This is a genomic window from Flavobacterium tructae (assembly GCF_001853485.1).
GTDB lineage: Bacteria > Bacteroidota > Bacteroidia > Flavobacteriales > Flavobacteriaceae > Flavobacterium > Flavobacterium tructae.
Genome location: NZ_MIKE01000024.1, coordinates 384,251 through 408,149, shown reverse-complemented (window position 1 = coordinate 408,149; position 23,899 = coordinate 384,251). Strand labels below are relative to the sequence as shown.

At 33.9% G+C, this 23,899-nt stretch carries 21 protein-coding genes; 20 read left to right on the top strand and 1 reads right to left on the bottom strand.

Annotation, left to right across the window (positions count from 1 at the left end; translation table 11 throughout):
- The first annotated feature begins 18 nt into the window (after nucleotides 1–18).
- From rpsD to ctlX, 8 genes are all read left to right on the top strand, one after another.
- Nucleotides 19–624, top strand: coding sequence for a 30S ribosomal protein S4 (rpsD, locus tag BHE19_RS15490; protein WP_008464326.1), 606 nt, complete (start codon nucleotides 19–21; stop codon nucleotides 622–624).
- Nucleotides 625–645: 21 nt separating this feature from the next.
- Nucleotides 646–1,638 carry a DNA-directed RNA polymerase subunit alpha gene (locus tag BHE19_RS15485; protein ID WP_026109818.1) on the top strand — a complete coding sequence of 331 codons (993 nt, stop codon included), beginning with the start codon at nucleotides 646–648 and terminating at the stop codon, nucleotides 1,636–1,638.
- A 36-nt stretch (nucleotides 1,639–1,674) separates the two neighbouring features.
- Nucleotides 1,675–2,163, top strand: a complete 489-nt coding sequence (gene rplQ, locus BHE19_RS15480) for a 50S ribosomal protein L17 (RefSeq protein ID WP_017495007.1) — start codon at nucleotides 1,675–1,677, stop codon at nucleotides 2,161–2,163.
- A gap of 249 nt (nucleotides 2,164–2,412) precedes the next feature.
- Nucleotides 2,413–3,531 carry a glutamine-hydrolyzing carbamoyl-phosphate synthase small subunit gene (gene carA / locus BHE19_RS15475; RefSeq protein ID WP_070907888.1) on the top strand — a complete coding sequence of 373 codons (1,119 nt, stop codon included), beginning with the start codon at nucleotides 2,413–2,415 and terminating at the stop codon, nucleotides 3,529–3,531.
- A 102-nt stretch (nucleotides 3,532–3,633) separates the two neighbouring features.
- Nucleotides 3,634–4,926 carry a phosphopyruvate hydratase gene (gene eno / locus BHE19_RS15470; protein WP_017495005.1) on the top strand — a complete coding sequence of 431 codons (1,293 nt, stop codon included), beginning with the start codon at nucleotides 3,634–3,636 and terminating at the stop codon, nucleotides 4,924–4,926.
- Between the two features lie 158 nt (nucleotides 4,927–5,084).
- Nucleotides 5,085–6,362 (top strand): citrate synthase, encoded by a 1,278-nt coding sequence (locus BHE19_RS15465; RefSeq protein WP_017495004.1) that lies wholly within the window; start codon nucleotides 5,085–5,087, stop codon nucleotides 6,360–6,362.
- A 66-nt stretch (nucleotides 6,363–6,428) separates the two neighbouring features.
- Nucleotides 6,429–7,343, top strand: coding sequence for a dimethylarginine dimethylaminohydrolase family protein (locus tag BHE19_RS15460; protein ID WP_070907887.1), 915 nt, complete (start codon nucleotides 6,429–6,431; stop codon nucleotides 7,341–7,343).
- 74 nt (nucleotides 7,344–7,417) lie between these two features.
- Nucleotides 7,418–8,353 carry a citrulline utilization hydrolase CtlX gene (gene ctlX / locus BHE19_RS15455; RefSeq protein WP_070907886.1) on the top strand — a complete coding sequence of 312 codons (936 nt, stop codon included), beginning with the start codon at nucleotides 7,418–7,420 and terminating at the stop codon, nucleotides 8,351–8,353.
- Between the two features lie 77 nt (nucleotides 8,354–8,430).
- Here the strand turns inward: ctlX and BHE19_RS15450 are convergent, their stop codons facing one another.
- Nucleotides 8,431–9,060 (bottom strand): MarC family protein, encoded by a 630-nt coding sequence (locus BHE19_RS15450; RefSeq protein ID WP_017495001.1) that lies wholly within the window; start codon nucleotides 9,058–9,060, stop codon nucleotides 8,431–8,433.
- A gap of 154 nt (nucleotides 9,061–9,214) precedes the next feature.
- Between BHE19_RS15450 and BHE19_RS15445 the strand changes: the two genes are divergently transcribed.
- The 12 genes from BHE19_RS15445 to BHE19_RS15390 all read left to right on the top strand — a co-directional run bounded on the left by BHE19_RS15445 (nucleotide 9,215) and on the right by BHE19_RS15390 (nucleotide 23,881).
- Nucleotides 9,215–9,580, top strand: coding sequence for a CoA-binding protein (locus BHE19_RS15445; protein ID WP_070907885.1), 366 nt, complete (start codon nucleotides 9,215–9,217; stop codon nucleotides 9,578–9,580).
- A gap of 85 nt (nucleotides 9,581–9,665) precedes the next feature.
- The gene (recR, locus tag BHE19_RS15440; protein ID WP_070907884.1) at nucleotides 9,666–10,286 is read left to right on the top strand and encodes a recombination mediator RecR; all 621 of its coding nucleotides are present in this window, start codon (nucleotides 9,666–9,668) and stop codon (nucleotides 10,284–10,286) included.
- A 70-nt stretch (nucleotides 10,287–10,356) separates the two neighbouring features.
- Nucleotides 10,357–11,151 (top strand): polysaccharide biosynthesis/export family protein, encoded by a 795-nt coding sequence (locus BHE19_RS15435; protein WP_070907883.1) that lies wholly within the window; start codon nucleotides 10,357–10,359, stop codon nucleotides 11,149–11,151.
- 15 nt (nucleotides 11,152–11,166) lie between these two features.
- Nucleotides 11,167–13,608, top strand: a complete 2,442-nt coding sequence (locus BHE19_RS15430; RefSeq protein ID WP_070907882.1) for a polysaccharide biosynthesis tyrosine autokinase — start codon at nucleotides 11,167–11,169, stop codon at nucleotides 13,606–13,608.
- Nucleotides 13,609–13,618: 10 nt separating this feature from the next.
- Nucleotides 13,619–14,602, top strand: coding sequence for an SDR family oxidoreductase (locus BHE19_RS15425; protein WP_070907881.1), 984 nt, complete (start codon nucleotides 13,619–13,621; stop codon nucleotides 14,600–14,602).
- Between the two features lie 31 nt (nucleotides 14,603–14,633).
- A complete protein-coding gene (locus BHE19_RS15420) occupies nucleotides 14,634–16,025 on the top strand; it encodes a UDP-glucose 6-dehydrogenase (protein WP_070907880.1) in 1,392 nt (463 codons plus the stop codon).
- Between the two features lie 83 nt (nucleotides 16,026–16,108).
- Nucleotides 16,109–16,573 carry a UpxY family transcription antiterminator gene (locus tag BHE19_RS15415; RefSeq protein ID WP_070907964.1) on the top strand — a complete coding sequence of 155 codons (465 nt, stop codon included), beginning with the start codon at nucleotides 16,109–16,111 and terminating at the stop codon, nucleotides 16,571–16,573.
- Between the two features lie 269 nt (nucleotides 16,574–16,842).
- Complete coding sequence (locus tag BHE19_RS15410) at nucleotides 16,843–18,156, top strand: nucleotide sugar dehydrogenase (protein WP_070907879.1); 1,314 nt, start codon at nucleotides 16,843–16,845, stop codon at nucleotides 18,154–18,156.
- Nucleotides 18,157–18,183: 27 nt separating this feature from the next.
- Entirely contained in the window at nucleotides 18,184–19,191 is a 1,008-nt protein-coding gene (locus BHE19_RS15405; protein ID WP_070907878.1) for a mannose-1-phosphate guanylyltransferase, read from the top strand.
- A gap of 12 nt (nucleotides 19,192–19,203) precedes the next feature.
- A complete protein-coding gene (rfbB, locus tag BHE19_RS15400) occupies nucleotides 19,204–20,250 on the top strand; it encodes a dTDP-glucose 4,6-dehydratase (RefSeq protein WP_070907877.1) in 1,047 nt (348 codons plus the stop codon).
- A 48-nt stretch (nucleotides 20,251–20,298) separates the two neighbouring features.
- Complete coding sequence (locus BHE19_RS15395; protein ID WP_070907876.1) at nucleotides 20,299–22,803, top strand: SLBB domain-containing protein; 2,505 nt, start codon at nucleotides 20,299–20,301, stop codon at nucleotides 22,801–22,803.
- A 7-nt stretch (nucleotides 22,804–22,810) separates the two neighbouring features.
- Entirely contained in the window at nucleotides 22,811–23,881 is a 1,071-nt protein-coding gene (locus tag BHE19_RS15390; RefSeq protein WP_070907875.1) for a GumC domain-containing protein, read from the top strand.
- Nucleotides 23,882–23,899: the final 18 nt, after the last annotated feature.

Here is a 23,899-nt window from a genome sequence, read left to right as displayed (position 1 = left end):
CCTTAAATTTTTTTTAAAATGGCAAGATATACTGGTCCTAAAACCAAAATCGCTCGTAAATTTGGCGAAGCAATCTTCGGAGATGATAAATCATTCGAAAAAAGAAATTACCCACCTGGACAACACGGGATGGCTAAAAAAAGAGGAAAAAAATCTGAGTACGCTGTTCAGTTAATGGAAAAGCAAAAAGCTAAATATTCTTACGGAATTTTAGAAAAACAATTCAGAAATTTATTCGAAAAAGCATCAGCAACTAAAGGAGTAACTGGTGAAGTTTTATTACAATTATGTGAAGCAAGATTAGATAATGTTGTTTTTAGAATGGGAATTGCTCCATCTAGAAGAGGTGCGCGTCAAATCGTATCTCACAGACACATTACTGTTAATGGTGAAGTTGTAAATATTCCTTCTTACCACCTTAAGCCTGGTGATAAAGTAGCAGTTCGTGAAAAATCTAAATCTTTAGAAGCTATCGAACGTTCTTTGTCAAATTCAAGTCATGTTTATGAATGGATTACTTGGAACAATGATCTTAAAGAAGGAACTTTCGTTTCTGTGCCTGCAAGACTACAAATTCCAGAAAACATTAAAGAACAATTAATCGTAGAGTTGTACAACAAATAATAATTGACTTAGTCGAAATTTATGGCAATATTTAATTTTCAAAAGCCCGATAAAGTTATCATGATCGATTCAACCGATTTTGAAGGTAAATTTGAATTTAGACCTTTAGAACCTGGTTACGGATTGACAGTTGGTAATGCACTTAGAAGAGTTTTGCTTTCAGCATTAGAAGGTTATGCAATTACATCTGTTCGTATCGAAGGTGTAGATCATGAGTTTTCTACTATTTCAGGTGTTGTTGAAGATGTTACCGAAATTATCCTTAATCTAAAGCAAGTGCGTTTCAAACGTCAAATTGAAGATATCGATAATGAAGCAGTTACAATTTCTGTTTCCGGTAAAGATCAATTGACAGCAGGTGATTTTCAAAAATTTATTTCAGGTTTCCAGGTTTTGAATCCAGACCTTGTTATCTGTAATTTAGATTCTAAAATCAAATTGAACTTCGATTTAACAATCGAAAAAGGTAGAGGATATGTTCCTGCTGAGGAGAACAAAAAACAGAATGCTGCAATTGGAACTATTTTTACAGATTCTATTTTTACTCCGGTAAAAAATGTAAAATATGCAATTGAAAACTTCCGTGTTGAGCAAAAAACAGATTATGAAAAGTTAGTTTTTGAAATTAAAACTGATGGTTCGATTAATCCTAAAGATGCTCTTACTGAAGCTGCTAAAGTTTTAATTCACCACTTCATGTTGTTCTCTGACGAAAGAATTACACTCGAGGCTGACGAAATTGCACAAACAGAATCGTATGATGAAGAGTCATTGCATATGAGACAATTGCTTAAAACTAAGCTTGTTGATATGGATTTATCTGTGAGAGCATTAAATTGCTTGAAAGCGGCTGAAGTTGATACACTTGGTGATTTAGTATCGTTCAATAAAAATGACCTAATGAAATTCCGTAATTTTGGTAAAAAATCTTTAACTGAACTTGATGAACTTGTTGCAGTGAAGAATTTAACTTTCGGAATGGATTTAGCTAAATACAAATTAGATAAAGAATAATTCAATCCGCTACGGCGGGTTAAATTTAAAATAGCAATGAGACACGGAAAAAAATTCAATCACTTAAGCAGACAGACTGGACATAGAAAAGCTATGTTGGCTAATATGGCTTGTTCTCTTATCGAGCACAAACGTATTAACACTACTGTTGCTAAAGCTAAAGCGCTTAAACAATTCGTTGAGCCTTTAATTACAAAATCGAAAGAAGATACGACTCACAACCGTCGTATTGTTTTTGCTTACTTACGTAGCAAATATGCGGTAACAGACTTGTTCAGAGACGTAGCTGCTAAAGTTGGTGACCGTCCAGGAGGATACACTCGTATCATTAAAGTTGGAAATCGTTTAGGAGATAATGCTGATATGGCAATGATCGAACTTGTAGATTTCAACGAACTTTACAATGGAGGTAAAAAAGAAGTTAAAAAAGCAAAAAGCCGTCGTGGTGGTAAAGCTAAAAAAGCTGAAGGTACTCCTGAAGCTCCAGCAGCTGAATCAGAAACGACTACTGAAGCTTCTGAATAATTATGAAAGTAATGATTCTATAGAAATCAAGGATAAACTAATTTTTAGTTTATCCTTTTTTTTTGATTTTTTTGGAGTGAAATTAAAATTTAACTGATCTGACTTTATTGGTTTTATTTTTAGAGAGGAAAGTTTTAAAAAATCTTGGAGGCACTCTTTTAAAGAAGTAAATTTGCAAAATATCTAATTACAATTGAAAAACCTATCGGGGATTTCATGAAACAATTAAAAAACAATACAAATTAAAGAATGAAATACACAACACGACAAAGCGCCATTTTATTACTTAGTGATGGGACTATTTTTCACGGAAAATCTATCGGAATTAGCGGTAAGACTTTTGGTGAGGTTTGTTTTAATACGGGAATGACCGGATACCAGGAGATTTTTACAGACCCTTCTTATTTTGGTCAAATAATGGTTGCGACTAATACTCATATAGGAAATTACGGTGTTAATGATTCTGAAGTTGAATCAGAAAGCATCAAAATTGCCGGTTTGGTTTGTAAAAATTTTAGCTTTAATTATTCCAGAGAAGATGCTTCCGGAAGTCTGGAAGATTATTTTACGAAACAAAACTTAATCTGTATTTCTGATGTTGATACCAGAGCTCTTGTAAGTTATATTCGTGACAATGGGGCTATGAATGCTGTTATTTGTACAGATGGTACTTCGATTGAAGATTTGAAAAAAGAATTGGCGAATGTGCCTAACATGGAAGGTTTGGAGTTGGCATCAAAAGTTTCAACTACTGAGCCTTATTTTTTTGGTGATGAAAATGCTACCTACAGAATATCTGCTTTAGATCTTGGGATAAAAAAGAATATCTTAAGAAATTTAGCTAAAAGAGATTGTTATATTAAAGTTTATCCATATAACTCAACGTATAAAGATTTGGCAGAATTTAATCCGGATGGATACTTTTTGTCTAATGGTCCCGGAGATCCGGATCCGCTTTTTGGAGCTATCGAAGTGGCAAAAGAAATTTTAGCAAATGATAAGCCGTTATTTGGGATTTGTTTAGGACATCAGGTAATTGCTTTGGCAAATGGTGTTCAAACGTATAAGATGTTTAATGGTCATCGTGGAATTAACCACCCTGTGAAAAATTTGATTACAGGTAAAGGTGAAATAACTTCTCAAAATCATGGATTTGCTGTAAACAAAGAGCAGTTGGATAATCATCCTGAATTGGAGATTACACATTTGCATTTAAATGATGAAACGGTTGCAGGTATGCGTATGAAGAATAAGAATTGTTTTTCAGTACAATACCACCCTGAAGCAAGTCCGGGACCACATGATTCATCTTATTTGTTCGATCAGTTTGTTGAGAATATAAAAGAAGCTGCTGCTAAAACGATGTAGTTAATAAATAAAGACGTTTATTGGTTAGAATACGTTTTTACTATTAAATATTTTTATAATTTCGAAAAAAAAATATAATTTATTAATAAAAAAATAAAAATAATGAGTATTATAATTAAAGTTCACGCTAGACAAATTCTTGATTCCAGAGGTAATCCTACTATTGAAGTTGATGTAGTAACTGAAAATGGTGTTTTAGGTAGAGCAGCTGTTCCATCTGGAGCATCAACAGGAGAGCATGAAGCTGTTGAATTACGTGACGGAGGTAAAGCTTATCTTGGAAAAGGAGTTTTAAATGCAGTGAACAATGTAAATACTGTTATTGCTGAAGAATTAGTTGGTACTTCTGTTTTCGAACAAAATACAATCGACCAGTTAATGATTGACTTGGATGGTACTCCAAACAAATCTAAATTAGGAGCTAATGCTATTTTAGGAGTTTCGTTGGCTGCTGCAAAAGCTGCTGCTAATGAATTAGGGTTACCATTATACAGATATGTTGGTGGAGTTTCTGCTAACACGTTGCCAGTACCAATGATGAACATCATCAACGGAGGTTCTCACTCTGATGCACCTATCGCATTTCAGGAGTTTATGATTTTCCCTGTAAAAGCGACTTCTTTTACACATGCTATGCAAATGGGAACTGAAATCTTCCATAGCTTAAAAAAAGTATTACACGATAGAGGTTTAAGTACAGCTGTAGGTGATGAAGGAGGTTTTGCGCCAAACTTGGCCGGAGGTACTGAAGATGCTTTGGATACTATCAAATTGGCAGTTGAAAAGGCTGGATATTCTTTCGGTGACGAAATTATGATTGCACTTGACTGTGCTGCTTCTGAGTTTTATGTAAACGGAAAATACGATTACACCAAATTTGAAGGAGAAACCGGAAAAATCAGAACTTCAGAAGAGCAAGCTGATTATTTAGCTGAATTGGCTGCTAAATATCCAATTATCTCTATCGAAGACGGTATGTATGAAGATGACTGGAATGGATGGAAATACTTAACGGATAAAATTGGAGATAAAGTTCAGTTAGTAGGTGACGATTTGTTCGTAACTAACGTAGCTCGTTTGTCTACAGGAATTGAAAAAGGGATCGCTAATTCAATTTTAGTAAAAGTAAACCAAATCGGTACTTTGACAGAAACTATTGCTGCTGTGAACATGGCTAAAAATGCAGGATATACTTCAGTAATGTCTCACCGTTCAGGAGAAACAGAAGATAATACAATTGCTGACCTAGCAGTTGCTTTAAACTGTGGACAGATTAAAACAGGTTCAGCTTCACGTTCTGATCGTATGGCAAAATACAATCAATTGTTAAGAATCGAGGAAGAATTAGGAAGTACAGCTTATTTTCCTGGCTTAAATGCTTTTAAAATTAAATAATTGTAAGAGTTATATATATTCAATTTAAACCATCTGCTGCGGCAGATGGTTTTTTTTTGGAGTTTTAACAAATTCATAGCAGGATTCTTTTTTTAATTAGTCTTAAATTCATTAGATTTGATAAATTATTATTTTATAAGATTTATTTCCGATATATTATGTCAAAAATAGCTACATTAGAAGTAGATGGTCAAAAAATTGAACTTCCGGTAATCACGGGGAGTGAAAATGAATCAGCTATCGATATTAACAAATTACGTGATTTAACAGGTATTATTACTTTAGACCCGGGATACAAAAACTCTGGTTCTTGTAAGAGTGAAATCACCTTCTTAGATGGAGAATTAGGGATTTTACGTTACAGAGGATATTCAATTGAAGATTTGGCTGAAAAAGCAAGTTTCTTAGAAGTATCTTACCTTTTAATTTTTGGAGAATTGCCGACTGCTAAGGAATTAGAGCAATTTGAAAATGGTATTAAAAAGCATACTTTGGTAAACGAAGAAATGAAAAATATCATTGACGGTTTTCCAAAAACGGCTCACCCAATGGGCGTTTTGTCTGCTTTGACTAGTGCTTTAACGGCATTCAACCCAAAAGCAGTAAATGTTGAAAATGAAAAAGAGATGTACGAGGCCATTTGTAAAACAATGGGTAAATTTCTTGTAATTGCAACATGGACTTATAGAAAATCTATGGGGTACCCGTTGAATTATTACGACAATACAACTGGTTATGTAGAGAATTTTATGCAGTTAATGTTTAAACTGCCTACAGGACCATACTCTGCAAATCCAATTGTGATTGATGCATTAGACAAATTATTTATTCTTCATGCTGATCACGAACAAAATTGTTCTACTTCAACAGTAAGAATGGTAGGTTCTTCTCATGCTGGTTTATTTGCTTCTATTTCTGCAGGTGTTTCTGCGCTTTGGGGACCTTTACATGGTGGTGCAAATCAGGCGGTACTTGAAATGTTGGAGGAAATCAACAAAGATGGTGGAGATACGGATAAATTCTTAGCAAAAGCTAAAGACAAAAATGATCCATTCCGTTTAATGGGATTTGGTCATAGAGTTTACAAAAGCTTCGATCCTAGAGCGAAAATCATCAAAAAAGCGGCTAAAGAAGTATTAGATACATTAGGTGTAGAAGATCCTATTTTAGAAATCGCTAAAAAATTAGAGTCAGCAGCTCTTGAAGACGAATACTTCAAATCAAGAAATTTATATCCTAATGTTGATTTCTACTCTGGAATTATCTACAGAGCATTAGGAATACCAACAGATATGTTTACTGTAATGTTTGCTATTGGAAGACTACCAGGCTGGATTGCGCAATGGAAAGAAATGCGTGAGAACAAAGAGCCAATTGGCCGTCCAAGACAAGTTTATACTGGACATCCATTGAGAGACTTTAAGTCAAACAAATAAAAAAAAATTAAAGCTTCACTTAACCTGTGAAGCTTTTTTTATCTTTGCCCAAAATACAATATAGTTATGTTGCAATTAAATATAAAGAACGAAACGTCAAGACTGCGGGCAGTAGTTTTGGGTTCTGCAGTTCATAATGGGCCAACTCCGTCTTTAGAGGAAGCTTATGATCCTAAATCATTGGAACATATTAAAGCCGGGACTTATCCAATCGAAAAAGATATGATTGTCGAAATGGATGCTTTTAATGCCGTTTTTCAAAAATATGATGTAAAAGTATATCGTCCGGAAATGATTGAGAGTTACAATCAGATTTTTGCCCGTGATATAGGATTTGTGATAGATGATACTTTCGTGAAATCTAATATTCTGCCAGACAGAGAGCGTGAGTTGGATGCAATTCAATACGTAATCGACCAGATGGATCCGTTAAAAGTAATTCGCCCACCGGAGGAAGTTCATATTGAAGGTGGAGATGTGATGTTGTGGAATGATCATGTGTTTATTGGAACTTATAAAGGAAGTGATTACAAAGATTACATTACGGCAAGAACTAATATGCATGGTGTTGAATATTTAAGGAAAATGTTTCCTAATAAAATTGTCAAAGAATTTGATTTGGTGAAATCTAAATTAGAAGCTCGCGATAATGCCTTACACCTTGATTGCTGTTTTCAGCCGGTTGGAAAAGATAAAGGAATTATTTACAAGAGAGGTTTCCGTGAAGAAGCAGATTATTTGTATTTAGTGAACCTTTTTGGAAAAGAAAATTTGTTTCATATCGAAAGAGATGAAATGTATAATATGTTTTCAAACGTATTTTCTATCGACGATAATGTAGTAGTTTCCGAAAAGAATTTTACCCGTCTGAACAATTGGCTGCGTGCTAATGGTTTTATTGTAGAAGAAATTCCATACGCAGAAATTGCAAAGCAGGAGGGATTGTTGAGATGTTCCACTTTACCATTAATAAGAGACTAAAAAAGTTTCAAGTTTCAGGTGTCACGTTCCGCTAACATGAAACCTGAAACTTGAAATGAAAAAAAACATATAAAATGAAACAAACTACAAATGCAATCGTAATGATTCGGCCAGTAGCTTTCAGAATGAATGAGCAAACGGCAGTAAATAATTATTACCAAAAAGTATTAGACGGACTTTTACCAAGTACGGTAAATGCAAAAGCACAACAGGAGTTCGATGCTTTTGTTGAAAAACTCAGAGCGGTTGGAGTTGATGTCACCGTTATTGAAGATACTTTAGAAACCGATACCCCGGATAGTATTTTTCCAAATAACTGGATTTCATTTCATGAAAATGGAGATGTGGCGCTATATCCGATGTTTGCGGAGAATCGTCGTCAGGAGCGCCGCGAAGATATTTTAGATGTGCTTGAAGAGAAAGGCTTTGAAATCTCAAATATAGTTGACTATACATCGGCAGAAGAAGATGGTTACTTTTTAGAAGGAACCGGAAGTTTGCTTTTGGATAGAGCAAATGCAAAAGCGTATTGTGCTTTGTCTCCTCGTGCAGATGAAGAGTTGTTTATTGAATTTTGTGAAGATTTTGATTATGCTCCGGTTATTTTTGAAGCTTTTCAAACAGTAGACGGAGAACGTAAATTGATTTATCATACGAATGTAATGATGTGTTTGGGAGAAACATTCGCTGTTATCTGTGCAGATAGTATCGATGATAAAAAAGAACGTAAAATGGTTCTTGAAAATCTAAAAGCGGATAAAAAGGAAGTTATTCTAATTACCGAAGCACAGGTGAATAATTTTGCCGGAAATATGCTGGAAGTTAGAGGTACAAATGATAAGAGATATATTGTAATGAGTGCATCGGCACATCAGAGTCTGACTCCGAAACAAATTGCACAATTAGAAAATCATGCGGAAATTTTAAGTTCCAGCTTGGATACTATTGAAGCTTGCGGGGGTGGAAGTGCCCGTTGTATGATGGCTGAAGTGTTTTTGCCAAGAAGTTAAATAGAACGTTTAAGTATAAAAAAGGGGATAAAATGTATGTTTTATCCCCTTTTTTATTAGATGTATGTTGATAGTGTTTACATCAAGTTTCCTTTAATAATATTTATGATGGAGCTAACGATATATTGAATTCCAATAGAAATTACAATAAAACCGACAATTCTGGAAATAGCTACAATTCCTGAAGCCCCAAGTATGCGCGCTAAATAATGAGCACTTTTAAGGATTGCAAAAATTGTAAATGCAATTGCCAGGATAGCTGAACATGAAATTATAATTTCGTTTATTCCGTGGTGTTCCTGATAAAAAGCAATTAATAAAGACATTGATCCTGGTCCTGCAAGCATTGGTATTGCAAGAGGTGTTAAAGCGATGTCGTTTCTTTGTTGTGCGTCTGTTTCGATTTTTTTATTGATTCCTCGTTTTTTATTGAATTTTCCCGAAAGTAAAGAAAAACCGGAATTTACAATTACGATTCCGCCCGCAATTCTTAAAGCATCAATGCTTATTCCGAAAAAAGTCAAAACATATTGACCGATAAAATAGGAGACCAATAAAATGATTCCGACATTAATAGCGGTCCAAAGTGAAATTCGGGAACGTTCTTTTTGAGAATCGTGTTGTGTGAGTCCAACAAAAATAGGTACGGTGCCGATAGGGTTTAATACTGAAAACAGTGCAGCAAATAAATAAATGAATAAATCCATAGAGTTTAGGTTAGTGCCGTAAAAATAGACATTTTTTAAAACTTCGGGCTAAGATCATGTAAGGATATTGTTTTTTTTATTGCTTTTAATTCTAAAAAGATAACCTAAAATAAGCTCATTCTTTTTGATTACTTTTGCAGTATATTTAAAAATAATGAGAAATAAGAAAACCCTTGTTCTTGGTGCTACTACAAAACCGGAACGTTACGCTTTTAAAGCTATAAATATGCTGGTTGAAAAAGGACATACTGTATTGGCAATCGGTCAGAACAGAGGCGAAGTTGCCGGCGTGAAGATTCATACAAAAACAATTCCGGTAAAAAATATTGATACTGTTACGTTGTATTTAAATCCTGCCCGTCAGCGCGAATATTACAATTATATTATAGAAGCGCAGCCTAAAAGAGTTGTTTTTAATCCAGGAGCGGAGAATCCGGAATTTTATCAATTGTTAGAATTAAACAATATTAAGGCAGAAGTGGCCTGTACTTTAGTTTTATTGGCTACAAATCAGTATTAAGTTTTTTGTTTTTGACCTCAGAACATTGAGGAATTCATTTTTAATCGGATCAGAAAAGAAACATTAATGTATTACTTTTGTCGTCATGGAATTTTCATCAAAATTAATAGAAAAAGCAGTAAGTGAAATGTCGCAGTTGCCCGGAATTGGTAAACGTACGGCGTTGCGATTAGTGCTGCATTTGTTAAAACAGCCGAAAGAACAAACCAGTTTTTTATCGCAGGCTCTATTGAATATGCGTGAGAATATTAAATTTTGTCAAAATTGTCACAACATCTCAGATACCAAAGTCTGCGAAATTTGTGCTAATTCATCAAGAAACCATCAAACGATTTGTGTTGTCGAGGATATTCGTGACGTTATGGCGATTGAAAATACAGGTCAGTATAAAGGAATTTATCATGTACTGGGAGGAAAAATTTCTCCAATTGAAGGAGTTGGCCCCAGTCAGTTGAATATTTCAACTCTGGTCGAAAAAGTAAAAGCAGGAAAGGTGGTAGAAATTATTTTTGCACTCAGTTCTACAATGGAAGGGGATACCACTAATTTTTACATCTATAAGCAAATTGCCGAATCGGGAATCATAATTTCTACCATTGCAAGAGGAATTTCGGTAGGAGATGAATTGGAATATGCAGATGAAATTACCCTCGGGAGAAGTATTTTGCACAGAGTTCCATTCGAAAAAACTTTCAAAAACAATTAAATAAACCCAAATAACACTTAGATTTTCTGAAGATTAAAGGAAAGTCTATATTTGCGATAAAATTTCACTAATGACAAAAAATGGCTTTTATATACTATTATTAATTAGCATACTATTTACTTCTTGTATTCCCGTAAAAGATCTGGTTTATTTACAAGATAAAAATAATTCGGGAGAACAGAATAATATTACTGCTGTGGAATCTAAGCCTTACAGATTGCAGGTAAATGATGTTTTAAGTATTGACATAAAAGCAATTGACTCAAAGTTGGTTTCCATTTTTAATACTACAGAAACTGCTTCTTCAGGAGCTGGAAAATCAGAGTCAGGATTGTATTTTAATGGATTTACAGTTGACGATCATGGTAATATCAGAATGCCAATCTTAGGAGAAATTAATGTTATCGGATATACTCTTGAAGAAGTGCGTGTTCGAATCGAAAAGAAGTTACTTGAAGAGTATTTTAAAAGTGAGGCTAATATTTTTGTTACTGTGAAATTAGCTGGTTTTAGATATACCATAAATGGAGAAGTGGGAAGTACAGGTACAAAAACGCTGTTTCAGGAACACGTAAATATTATGGAAGCTATCGCAAATGCCGGAGATATCACAGTTACGGGTAATAGGAAATCGGTAACCGTAATTCGTCAGACCCCGACTGGTGTACAAATACAGGATATCGATTTGACGGATATTAATGTGATGAAATCGCCTTATTACTATTTACAGCCTAACGATTATATTTATGTAAAACCAGTTAAACAAAAATCATGGGGAACTGGGAAGACAGGTATAGAATCTATTACAACAATTATTACTGTTTTGTCTTTGGCTACAACGGTATATTTGTTGCTTAAAAACTAAAATTAAATTCAAAAGATGTTAGATATAAAAGATTTTTCCATTTTTGAAAATCATTCAAATTTTGATTTTAAAGGATTTCTACTGAAAATTGCCAGTTACTGGAAACTATTTGCGGTTAGTTTGATAATTGCTTTTGCCATTGCTTATCAGGTAAATGTTCGTAAAGAAAAAATTTACGGAATGCAGACTATGGTTTCGATTAAGGAAGAACGAAACCCGTTTTTTACTTCTAATACAAGTCTGGTTTTTAATTGGGGAGGGGTTTCAGATCAGGTCAATGGAATTTCAACCGTTATACAATCAAGATCACACAACGAGTTAGTTGTGGATAAATTGGAGTTTTATATTGATTATCTTGTTCAGGGAAAATATAATTTGATTGATTCTTATGGAGCAGTTCCATTTTACGTAAAAATCAACAAAACAAAAGGACAGCTTGCCAATACATTAATAGGTATTAAGTTTTTAAGTCCAACTGAATATGAAATTCGAATTCCGTTTGAAGGTAATTCTGCTTCATTAATTACGTATTCCAATAACAGTTATAGCAATACAACCGTTCAGCCTAAAGAGTATGTGAGAAGGTGTAAGGCAGGAGAACAAGTCACGCTTCCTTTTTTAAATTGGAATTTACAGATAAATGATAATCCGGGATTTTACACAGGAAATGAGTATTTTGTTAGGTTTAATGATTTTGACGGAACCGTATCGCGTTATAGAGGTGTGAGTGTTAACGCTGATGAAAAAGGAGGATCAATATTGACTCTAGGGATGCAAGGTACCAATAAAGCCAGGATGGTTGATTATTTGAATGCAACGGTAAAAATGTTAATCAAAATTCAGCTGGACGGGAAAAATCAGTTTGCGACAAATACCATCCGATTTATCGATAGTACTCTTATTGCTATGGAAATGCAATTGAAGCAAACAGGTAATGAGTTGAAAACTTTTAGGAAGGATAAAAATATATATGAAATTGAAGCCGGTGGAGCTAAAGTTTCAGATAAAATAATGGATTTTGATGTTGAAAAAGATCAGGTCACAAGAAAAATTGCCTATTACAATTCTTTAAAATCGTATTTAAATAATAGTACGGATTATTCAAGATTACCGGCTCCTACAGTAGCAGGTATTGAAGATCCAAACGTTATTTTGCATGTTTCAAAACTTATTGCGCTTTCGGCACAAAGATCGGAAATGGCTTATGCAGTAAAAAGCGATAAGATGTTTAAAGATTTTGACAATCAAATGCAAGCTGTAAAAAGTGTTTTGTTAGAAAATATAACTTCTGCAAAAGCTTTATTGTTGACTGATTTGGCTATGGTAAATGCTAAAATTGGTCAGGCGGAAAGTACTGTCAAAAAACTTCCGGAAGAACAGCAGGAGTTGCTGAAAATTCAGAGAAAATATGATTTAAGTGATAATATTTACACTGAATTTTTGAAAAAAAGAAACGAAGCTGAAATTGTAAAAGCATCGAACTTATCAGACATTCATTTTATTGATCCTGCAAAAGATATCGGAGGCGGATTAATTGGTCCGAAAACTTCAGTGAATTATGTGTTGGCCTTATTTATGGGGATATTAATTCCGTTGTTGTTCGTTTTTGGAATTTTCTTTGTCAATAACTCGATTCAGAATACTGAAGATATTAGTAAATTGACACAAATACCGTTAATTGGTATCATTGGAGTAAATAAAGATTCGTTGAGTTTGGCGGTATTTGACAAGCCAAAATCGGCATTATCAGAAGCATTTAGAGCTATTCGTTCCTCTTTGCAGTTTTTATATAAGAAACAGCAGGTGAGCGGTTCGAAAACTCTAATGATTACGTCGTCAATAAGTGGTGAAGGAAAGACATTTTGTTCCATAAATATTGCTACGGTATTCGCTTTAAGCGAAAAGAAAACGGTAATTCTTGGTTTGGATTTAAGAAAACCAAGATTGGCAGATGAGTTCAATTTAAAAAATCAAACAGGTGTTGTTAATTACCTCATAAAGCAAAATAGTTTAGAAGAAATTACACACCGTACAGAAGTTCCAAATCTGGATGTTATACTTTCGGGGCCAATTCCACCAAATCCTTCAGAGCTAATTTTGAGTGATGCGATGAGAGAGATGATCTTAGAGTTGAAGCAAAAATATGATTATATTATTTTGGATACACCTCCGGTTGGGTTAGTTTCGGATGCGTTAGAACTTGCACAATTTGCAGATGTAACTCTTTATATAGTAAGGCAAAATTATACCAAAAAGGATATGATTACATTGCTAAACACCAGAGTTAAAAGAGGGGAGCTGAATAATGCCAGCATTGTATTAAATGGTTATGAGAATAAGGCAAAATATGGAGCCGCTTATGGATACGGTTACGGAGCTTATGCAAACGGTTATCATGATGAAGAGGAAAAACTTAGTGTTTGGAAGGCGATTTTGAGTAAATTCAGTAAAAAATAATTGGTAGCAAATGAGTACATCAACACAACATACAATTTTGATTACAGGTGGAGCTGGATTTATCGGATCAAATTTATCGGAGTATTTTTTAGGACTTGGGTATAAAGTGGTTTGTCTGGATAATTTTTCGACAGGTCATCGTCATAATTTAAAGGGTTTTATTTCAAATCCTAATTTTAGATTAATTGAAGGAGATATTCGAAATTTTGCCGACTGTATTTCAGCTGTTGAAGGTGCTGATTATGTTTTGCATCAGGCGGCTTTAGGTTCTGTTCCAAGATCAATTAATGATCCTATTACGACAAACGATGTGAATGTTTCCGGTTTTTTAAATATGCTGACCGCTTCTCGTGATGCGAAAGTTAAAAGGTTTATTTATGCAGCTAGTTCATCAACTTATGGGGATTCTCAGGGATTACCGAAAGTTGAGGATGTAATAGGAAAGCCTTTGTCTCCATATGCCATTACAAAATATGTAAACGAACTCTATGCTGAGATTTTTAGTAAAACTTATGGATTAGAGACTATTGGATTGCGATATTTTAATGTTTTTGGCAGAAAGCAGGATCCTAATGGAGCTTATGCTGCTGTAATTCCAAAATTTGTTATGCAGTTAATGAAATATGAAAGTCCTGTAATTAATGGGGATGGAAATTATTCTCGAGATTTTACTTACATAGACAATGTAATTCAGATGAATGAATTGGCAATGACGAGTCTGAATCCGGAAGCCATAAACACAGTTTATAATACCGCTTTTGGCGATAGAAATACTTTAAATGATTTAATAGGTTATTTAAAGGAATACTTAGTAGCATTTGATTCTAAAATTTCTGATGTGGAGATAGTTTATGGGGCAAATCGTGCAGGAGATATTCCACATTCATTAGCTAGTATTGATAAAGCAAGAAAAATGCTGGGGTATGATCCTAAATATTCTTTACAGGAAGGATTAAAGGAAGCAGTGAGCTGGTATTGGAAAAATTTGAAATAGAAATAAGATAACAATAAAATAATAGAAGTAAATGAAAATCACAAAAATTTGTTGCATTGGTGCGGGTTATGTTGGAGGTCCAACTATGGCAGTAATTGCTCAAAAATGCCCACATATTCAAGTGACTGTTGTCGATTTAAACGAACAAAGAATTGCAGACTGGAATGATCCAAATACGGATAATATTCCGATTTATGAGCCTGGACTTTCAGAAATAGTAGGGGAGGCCAGAGGAAGGAATTTATTTTTTTCGACAGAAGTTGAAAAAGCAATTGATGAGGCGCAGGTGATTTTTATTTCAGTAAATACACCAACCAAGACTTATGGTAAGGGAAAAGGGATGGCAGCTGATTTAAAATACATTGAACTATGTGCCCGACAAATTGCAAAAGTAGCCAAGGAAGACAAAATTGTTGTGGAGAAGTCAACTTTACCTGTACGTACAGCGGAAGCTATTAAAAGTATTTTGGATAATACAGGAAATGGAGTTCAGTTTCAAATTTTGTCAAATCCTGAATTCCTGGCCGAAGGGACTGCGGTTACTGATTTGTTGAATCCGGATCGAATTTTAATTGGTGGAGATACAACATCGGAAGGTGAGGAAGCAATTAGTGCATTGGTTGATGTTTACGCAAACTGGGTAGACAAAGAAAAGATTTTGACTACGAACGTTTGGTCGTCGGAATTGTCTAAGTTAACGGCAAATGCATTTTTGGCACAACGAATTTCTTCTATAAATGCAATGTCTGAATTGTGTGAAAAAACAGGTGCTGATGTTAATGAAGTTGCCCGTGCCATTGGAATGGATAGCAGAATTGGACCAAAGTTTTTAAAGGCATCAGTTGGTTTTGGAGGTTCTTGCTTTCAAAAGGACATTCTTAATTTAGTGTATATTGCAAAATCTTATGGATTAAATGAAGTAGCAGATTATTGGGAACAAGTAATAATAATGAACGATCATCAGAAGAAAAGATTCTCAAGTAAGATTGTTCAGACTTTATACAATACTGTCGCCGATAAGAAAATTACATTTTTAGGTTGGGCTTTCAAAAAAGATACCAATGATACAAGAGAATCTGCGGCAATATATGTAGCAGATGATTTGATTAATGAGCAGGCAAAAATTTCTGTTTATGACCCGAAAGTTTCAAAGACTAAGATATTAAATGATTTAAATTATTTAGAAACAAGGTCAGCGGAAGAGAACAATGTAGCAGTTTCAACGTTTGCTAATGCTTACGACGCATGTAAAGATGCTCATGCAATTGCTATTTTAACAGAATGGGACGAGTTTACAATGTACGATTGGCAAAAGATATACGATTCTATGCATAAGCCAGCTTTTCTTTTCGATGGCAGAAATATTTTGGATGCAAAAAACCTAGAATCAATTGGTTTTATTTATAATGGGATTGGTTCCTAATTGAAAAAGATATTGAAGTGAAATTCAATATAAAATAAGGAAGAAGAGGGTGTTGGAGATTTTATTCATTGTAAATGAAAATTATGAATTGGTATGTTGTTTATACAAAACCGAAATGGGAGAAGAAAGTTGCGGATAGACTGATTCAAATGGGTATTGAATGTTACTGTCCATTAATTACGCAAGTGAAAGAATGGTCAGATAGAAAGAAGAAAGTTGAAGTCCCTCTTTTTAATTCTTATGTATTCGTTCAATTGAAAGATATTGATCGAAATTCAGTTTTCCAGATAGCCGGGGTAGTTCGTTATTTGTTTTGGTTGGGGAAACCGGCCATAGTTCGCGATGAAGAAATTAATAGTATAAAAGCAAGTCTGAAAGCTCCAAATATAAGCGATATATCAGTAACTTCAATTCAGGCTGGAGATCGAATTAAAATAGAATTCGGCGCTTTTAGTAATCAGGAAGCGATAGTTCAGGAAGTGTCAAATACACATTATATATTGGTTTTGGAATCTTTGGGATGTGTGCTTAAAATAAAATACAAATAAAATAGTTATAGTTTAACTATTTCATTTAAAACAGAGGGTAAAATTCTTTAATTTGAGATTTTATTTCTCTGTTTTTTTTATAATATAATTTTTTGCATGCTGATTGATAGAGGATTGTTGGATTAAGTTTTTTTTAATAGTCCGTTTTTTTTGGTATTACGGGAAAGCGTATTGATTAACTTGAGTTAATATACTATATTTGCCGAAAATAAATGTAGGGTGTCTGGGGCAAAAAGATGTGACTCAGAAGGGCGGAGCCGTGAATTGAAATGACTGAAGTGGATAAAAAAGAATACAAATTGGATGAAAACATAAAGATAGCCGTTATTGGCTTAGGTTATGTTGGTTTGCCTTTGGCCAGATTATTTGCTACAAAATATGCCGTTGTAGGTTTTGATATCAATGAAGGGCGAGTTGCTTCTCTAAAATCTGGTACTGATACTACATTGGAAATAGATGACGAAACTTTACAGAAGGTTTTGGTCGATAATTCTGGTGACAAACAAGGATTGTACTGCACAACTTCTATAGAAGATATCGCAGATTGTAATTATTTTGTGATAACAGTTCCTACTCCGGTAGATAAAAATAATCGTCCTGATTTGACTCCGTTATATAAATCTAGCGAAACAGTTGGTAGAGTATTAAAGAGAGGTGATATTGTAATTTACGAATCGACTGTATATCCTGGTGTAACGGAGGAAGAGTGTGTACCGGTTTTAGAAAAGGTTTCCGGGTTAAAATTTAATATAGACTTTTTTGCAGGATACTCGCCTGAAAGAATAAACCCTGGTGATAAGGAACATACTGTTGAGAAAATTCTAAAGGTAACCTCTGGGTCTACTGCGGAGATAGGTCAAAAAGTAGATGCTCTTTATAAATCTGTAATTACTGCCGGAACCCATTTGGCACCTTCAATAAAAGTTGCGGAAGCAGCTAAAGTGATCGAAAATTCACAACGAGATATTAATATTGCCTTTGTAAATGAGTTAGCCAAGATATTCAATCTTATGGATATTGATACTCAGGAGGTATTGGCAGCAGCTTCTACAAAATGGAACTTTTTACCCTTCAAACCTGGATTGGTTGGAGGACATTGCATTGGTGTAGACCCTTACTATCTGGCACAGAGAGCTCAAGAATTTGGATATCATCCTGAAATAATTTTGGCAGGACGACGTTTAAATGACAGTATGGGGGAATATGTGGCCGCCCAGGTGGTAAAACTGATGATAAAAAAAGGAATTTCTGTTAATGGAGCTAATGTGTTAATGCTTGGAATTACTTTTAAAGAAAACTGTCCGGATGTTAGAAATACAAAGATTGTTGATGTAATCAAAGCGTTAAAAGAATACGGAATAACAGTTACATTATATGATCCTTTAGCCAGTATAGAGGAAGTTAAAAAAGAATACAAATTACAAACTATTAATTCTGTACCAAAAGAAAAATTCGATGCTGTTGTACTTGGAGTAGCGCATGCTGAATTTTTAAAACTGGATTTTTCAGAGCTACAGAAAGAAAATAGTTTATTATATGATGTAAAAGGAGTCTTAGGTACTTTAGCTGATAACAGGCTATAGTAAAAGGCTTTTTTTATTTTAAAGAAAATGGAAGTAAATAATTCAATCATACATGTTATTTTGACCGGAGGTATTGGCAGCAGACTTTGGCCATTATCCAGAAAAAGTCAGCCAAAGCAATATTTGGAAATGTTTGAAGGAAAGTCTTTATTTGAATTGACAGTCGATCGCAATAATCATTTAGCTGATAAAGTGATGGTTGTTGGCAATGTAGACAATCATTCTCTTAGTGCCAAAGTAATGGATAAGTCTAAAAGAGAGTATATTAATATTGTTGAAGCGACTCCTCGAAATACCGCTGCGGCAATTGCATTTGCTGCATTTGCTTGTGATCCTGATGATATTTTAATTGTAACCCCATCTGATCATATTATTGAAAAGATGGAAGATTACAATAAAGCTATAGATGAAGCTATTGTAAAGGCTAAAGAAGGTTTTATAGTAACTTTTGGGATTATTCCAACTAAACCAGAAACAGGATACGGTTACATTGAATCAAAAGGCGATAAAGTAGTTTCATTTCGTGAAAAACCAAACGAAACAACCGCTAAAAATTTCATCGCAAGAGGTAATTTTCTATGGAATAGTGGGATGTTTTGTTTTAAAGCTGGAGTTCTTTTAGAGGAATTGAAACAATTTCAACCGGACGTTTTTGAGAAATCTAAAGCTGTTTGGGAAGCTAATAAAGAGGGTTTTTTAGATTTAGATTTGTCTTTAGAAATCCCATCCATAAGTATCGATTATGCTGTTATGGAACGCAGTAAGAAAATAAAAGTAGTTCCTGCAGCATTCTCATGGTCTGATTTAGGTTCGTTTGAATCGGTTTACGATTATTTAGTTTCTAGAGGTCATTCTATAGATGATAACGGAAACATGGTTATTGGTACTGAAAAATATACTGCATTTTTAGGATTGAGAAACACCATTTTTGTTTATACAGGTACTGCAAATTTGATCCTTCAAAAGGAGAATTCGCAAGATGTAAAAGATTTATATTGTGAATTAGAAAGACAAAATTCAGAATTGTTAAATTAATTGAAACGTAAAATGAAGAAAATTCTTGTAACCGGTGGTGCTGGTTTTATTGGTTCGCACGTAGTAAGACGTTTTGTGAATAAATATCCAGAATATCAGATCTTTAATTTAGACGCTTTGACTTATGCCGGAAATCTGGAGAATATTAAAGATATTGAAGATAAACCTAATTATACATTTGTAAAAGGGGATATCGTAGATGAAACTTTTATAAATGAACTTTTCTCCCTTCATAATTTTGATGGTGTTTTGCATTTAGCTGCAGAGTCGCATGTCGATCGTTCTATTGAAGATCCTTTAGCTTTCGTTAAAACGAATGTGATAGGGACAATGAATTTATTAAATGCGGCAAAGAATCAATGGAAAGGTAATTTCGAAGGGAAGCGTTTTTATCATATCAGTACGGATGAAGTTTATGGTTCACTTGGTGTTGAGGGACTTTTTACAGAAACAACTTCTTACGATCCTAATTCTCCTTATTCTGCTTCTAAGGCAAGTTCAGATCACTTTGTAAGAGCTTATGGAGAGACTTATGGTTTGCCTTACGTTTTGACAAATTGTTCTAATAATTATGGATCGTACCATTTTCCTGAAAAATTAATTCCACTTTTTATAAATAATATTATAAATAACAAAGCTTTACCGGTTTATGGAGATGGTAATTATACACGTGATTGGTTATTTGTGGAAGACCATGCTATTGCTATCGATTTAGTTTTTCACGAAGGTAAAAATCATGAAACTTACAATATTGGAGGCTTTAATGAGTGGAAGAATATAGATCTGGTTAAACTATTATGCCAGATTATGGATCAGAAACTAAGTAGACCAGAAGGAACATCACAGGGATTAATTACTTATGTGAAAGACAGACCTGGACATGATTTGCGTTATGCGATAGATGCCTCCAAAATTAATAGGGAATTGGGATGGAAACCATCAGTAACTTTCGAAGAAGGTTTAGAAAAAACGATTAATTGGTATCTGAACAATGAAGAGTGGTTACAGAATGTGACTTCCGGGTCTTATAAGGATTACTATCAAAAACAATACTCTTAAACAATAAATAACTTCTTTTAAACGAAACGGTTAAATTATAATTTAAATATGAAAAAGATAATATACGTTCTTACTCTGTTTTTTACTTTACTTATATCTTTTAATGCAAGTGCTCAGGATATTCTTAAATCAAAAGATTTGAGTACTGTGAAAGTGGATTATTTGTCAGACGATGATTTGGCTAAAATTAGTGCTCAGTTAAAGAGCAACAATGCAACAATTGATCAGGTGGAATCAATGGCTTTGTCCAAAGGGATGAATCAGACTGAATTTAATAAGTTAAAAATGAAGCTTACTGAATTTGAGAAGAAAAATTCGAAAGATGCCTCGAAAGACAAAAATAAAGACAATAAAATAAAAACAGAAGATAAGGATTCTGAGTTTGGAAGAAAACAGGAAAAAATTAAAAATGATAAAGTGAAAGATTCGCTAAACGCTTTGATTTTTGGATCTGAATTATTTGATAATCCCACTTTAAATTTTGAACCGGATTTAAAAATGGCGACACCAGTAAATTATATTTTGGGGCCAGGGGATAAATTGGAAGTTAGTGTGTACGGAGTTCAGCAATTTGATGATACTGTACCGGTAAATTTTGAAGGTAAAATCACCATTCAGAATGTTGGTCAAATAGCAGTTGCTGGAATGTCAATAGAAGCTGCTTCTCAAAAAATAAGAGCTGCAATTGCGAGAGTTTACAGCACCGTTAGATCAGGGCAGTCTCAGGTTAGTGTTAGTTTAAGTGATATTAGAACAATTAAGGTAACGATTGTAGGAGGAAAACAACCGGGTAATTATTCTATTTCCTCTCTGGCATCTGTCTATAATGCTTTACACTTAGCAGGTGGCCCTGGTAAAAATGGGAGTTACAGAAATATAGAATTAATCCGTAATAACAGAGTTTACAAAAATGTAGATATTTATAAGTTTTTAGTAAAGGGGGATCAATCTGACAACGTAAGTTTGAAGGATAATGATGTTATTAGAATTCCCGCTTATACACAAAGAGTGGTAGTTGAAGGGGAAGTGAAAAGACCAGGGATTTTTGAAATGAAAAAAGGAGAAAAATTTTCTGATCTTTTGAATTTTGCATCTGGTTTTAATGAGTTCGCTTACACTGCCTCGGTGAATGTATTACAGAAAACAGGAAAAGAATTTAAAGTTCATGATATCAACGAAAGCGAGTATGGATCTTATACTCCACAGTCAGGGGACGTTTTTAAAGTTACAAAGATTCTAAACCGATTTGAAAATCGTATTAAAATTGAAGGAGCAGTTTTTAGACCTGATTACTATTCTTATAGTGAAGGAATGCGAATTTCAGATCTTATCACCAGAGCTGAAGGGCTAAAAGAAGATGCCTATACAAAAAGAGCAAGAATTATTCGTTTAAAGACTGATTTAACAACAGAGATTGTAAATGTGGATTTAAGCGCGGCTTTATCTGGGGATTTAAATTCTGATATTGAATTGAAAAGAGAAGACGTCGTTACTGTTTATTCTATTCTTGAATTCAGAGAAGAGTATAAGGTAACAATTGATGGAGAAGTTAAGAATCCAGGCGAATATGAGTACTTTGAAAATCTAACTTTGAATGATTTAGTGGTTCAGGTTGGTGGTTTAACCGGTTCGGCATCCAAAAGGGTTGAAATTGCCAGAATGGTAAAATCTGATGTAATTGATGATGCCGATCCGAAGAGAATTGAACTGGTTGAACTCGAAATTACAGCCAATAATAACGAGCAGATTAAGAATTTTGTATTAAAGCCTTTTGATGTCATTAATATACGAAAAATGGCGGTTTATGAAAAACCAGAAATGGTAAAGGTTAGCGGAGCTGTTACTTATCCAGGTAAGTATGTTTTGGCAAATAAAAAAGAAACTGTTTACAATGTTGTGATGAGAGCTGGGGGATTAACTTCAATTGCTAACTTGGATGGTATGAAAATTAAAAGACCAATTAAAGAAGAGCAAATTGAGCAGTTAGAAAGTGTAAATTTAAATCTTGATAAAAAACTTACTCCGGAAGAGGAAGCTTTAAAAGCGAAACAAGAGGTGGGTAATGTTAAGCAAAAAGATACTCTTAATTCTAAATTATCAAAAAAACTTAGAGACGAATTAAAATTTGCTACTATTCCAGTGAATTGGGAAAAAATAGTTAAAGATAAAAATCATTATTCAAATGTTACTTTGTTTCCAGGTGATGAAATTGAGGTATCAGTTTATAATGAAGGGGTGAAAGTAACTGGTAATGTATTGTTAACTTCGGAAATTCCATACAGAAGTGGGAAAGGATTCAAGTACTACTTAAATTCAGTTGGAGGGGTTGATAATAAAGGCTGGAAAAAGAAGGCCTACATAATCTATCCAAATGGTAAAGCTGCTGTGACAACTTCCTTTTTGTTTTTTAGATCTTACCCTAGAGTAGAACCTGATTCTCAAATTGTTGTTCCTGAAAAACCTCAATCTAAGAAAATGACTGCAGGAGAATGGGTTGGAATTGGAAGCGTTGTTTCTAGTTTAGCTTTATTAATTGTAACAGCCTTTAAATAATTTTTTGATGGAGAAAAATATTGACAACGATGAAGTTTCGTTAAAAGAATTTATACAGCAAATAAAAGAATGGTATTATTATTTACTTTCGAAATGGAAGATCATCTTATTAGTCGTGACATTTGGAGCCATTGTAGGGCTTAGCTATTCATTAATAAAAAAAACTATCTACACTGCTACTTTATCATTTGCATTAGAAGATGAAAAGTCAGGAAGTGGCGGTTTAGGAGGAGCTTTAGGCTTAGCAAGTTCACTTGGCTTAGATTTAGGTGGTGGCGGAGGAAGTATTTTTGCAGGAGCGAATTTAACAGAATTGTTTAAATCACGTTCAATGGTTGAAAAGACATTATTGTCGCCAGTTACAGTAAACGGAAAAGTGATTTCATTAGCAGAAATGTATATTCAAAACAATGAATGGAAAAAGGCTTGGAAAGATAAACCAAAATTGGCGTCCATAAAGTTTTTGCCTAATGCCAATCGTAAAATGTTTACTAGAATTCAAGACAGTATTTTAGGAGTAATGTATGAAAAACTCTCTCAATCAGGTTTGTCAGTTATTCAAAAAGATAAAAAGATATCCATTATTAATATTAATGTTTCTTCTACAAATGAATTCTTTGCTAAGTCTTTTTGTGAATCATTAGCAAGACAAGTGTCCAAGTTTTATGTGGATACAAAAAGTAAAAAAGCCAAGATGAATATGGAGGTTTTACAAAAACAAGTTGATTCAATTAGAGGACAATTAAATGGTTCTATTACAAGAGTAGCAGTGGCTAATGATAATACTTTTAATCTTAACCCGGCTCTTATTGTTCGTAAGACGCCTGTAGCTAGAAGCCAAGTAGACGTTCAGGCTAATACAGCTATTTTAACTGAATTAGTTAAGCAATCTGAATTAGCAAAAGTTACTTTAAGAAAAGAAACGCCATTGATTCAAGTTATCGATCGTCCTATATTGCCTCTTTCTCAGGAAAGATTTGGAAAGGCGAGAGGCATTTTGACTGGTGGTTTTTTAGCCGGTATCTTAATTGTTTTGATCTTGATTGTAAAAAGAATACTAAATAGGATAGGATTGTAAATTGCTATTTAAAAATAG

What these genes read in the sequence shown, in the direction of transcription:
- BHE19_RS15410 (WP_070907879.1), top strand. Translation starts at nt 16,843, where the DNA reads ATGACTGAAGTGGATAAAAAAGAATACAAATTGGATGAAAACATAAAG.
- BHE19_RS15415 (WP_070907964.1), top strand. Translation starts at nt 16,109, where the DNA reads ATGAATTGGTATGTTGTTTATACAAAACCGAAATGGGAGAAGAAAGTT.
- BHE19_RS15420 (WP_070907880.1), top strand. Translation starts at nt 14,634, where the DNA reads ATGAAAATCACAAAAATTTGTTGCATTGGTGCGGGTTATGTTGGAGGT.
- BHE19_RS15445 (WP_070907885.1), top strand. Translation starts at nt 9,215, where the DNA reads ATGAGAAATAAGAAAACCCTTGTTCTTGGTGCTACTACAAAACCGGAA.
- BHE19_RS15460 (WP_070907887.1), top strand. Translation starts at nt 6,429, where the DNA reads ATGTTGCAATTAAATATAAAGAACGAAACGTCAAGACTGCGGGCAGTA.
- BHE19_RS15395 (WP_070907876.1), top strand. Translation starts at nt 20,299, where the DNA reads ATGAAAAAGATAATATACGTTCTTACTCTGTTTTTTACTTTACTTATA.
- rfbB (WP_070907877.1), top strand. Translation starts at nt 19,204, where the DNA reads ATGAAGAAAATTCTTGTAACCGGTGGTGCTGGTTTTATTGGTTCGCAC.
- BHE19_RS15390 (WP_070907875.1), top strand. Translation starts at nt 22,811, where the DNA reads ATGGAGAAAAATATTGACAACGATGAAGTTTCGTTAAAAGAATTTATA.
- BHE19_RS15425 (WP_070907881.1), top strand. Translation starts at nt 13,619, where the DNA reads ATGAGTACATCAACACAACATACAATTTTGATTACAGGTGGAGCTGGA.
- BHE19_RS15435 (WP_070907883.1), top strand. Translation starts at nt 10,357, where the DNA reads ATGACAAAAAATGGCTTTTATATACTATTATTAATTAGCATACTATTT.
- eno (WP_017495005.1), top strand. Translation starts at nt 3,634, where the DNA reads ATGAGTATTATAATTAAAGTTCACGCTAGACAAATTCTTGATTCCAGA.
- BHE19_RS15405 (WP_070907878.1), top strand. Translation starts at nt 18,184, where the DNA reads ATGGAAGTAAATAATTCAATCATACATGTTATTTTGACCGGAGGTATT.
- BHE19_RS15465 (WP_017495004.1), top strand. Translation starts at nt 5,085, where the DNA reads ATGTCAAAAATAGCTACATTAGAAGTAGATGGTCAAAAAATTGAACTT.
- recR (WP_070907884.1), top strand. Translation starts at nt 9,666, where the DNA reads ATGGAATTTTCATCAAAATTAATAGAAAAAGCAGTAAGTGAAATGTCG.
- rpsD (WP_008464326.1), top strand. Translation starts at nt 19, where the DNA reads ATGGCAAGATATACTGGTCCTAAAACCAAAATCGCTCGTAAATTTGGC.
- BHE19_RS15430 (WP_070907882.1), top strand. Translation starts at nt 11,167, where the DNA reads ATGTTAGATATAAAAGATTTTTCCATTTTTGAAAATCATTCAAATTTT.
- ctlX (WP_070907886.1), top strand. Translation starts at nt 7,418, where the DNA reads ATGAAACAAACTACAAATGCAATCGTAATGATTCGGCCAGTAGCTTTC.
- BHE19_RS15450 (WP_017495001.1), bottom strand. Translation starts at nt 9,060, where the DNA reads ATGGATTTATTCATTTATTTATTTGCTGCACTGTTTTCAGTATTAAAC.
- rplQ (WP_017495007.1), top strand. Translation starts at nt 1,675, where the DNA reads ATGAGACACGGAAAAAAATTCAATCACTTAAGCAGACAGACTGGACAT.
- carA (WP_070907888.1), top strand. Translation starts at nt 2,413, where the DNA reads ATGAAATACACAACACGACAAAGCGCCATTTTATTACTTAGTGATGGG.
- BHE19_RS15485 (WP_026109818.1), top strand. Translation starts at nt 646, where the DNA reads ATGGCAATATTTAATTTTCAAAAGCCCGATAAAGTTATCATGATCGAT.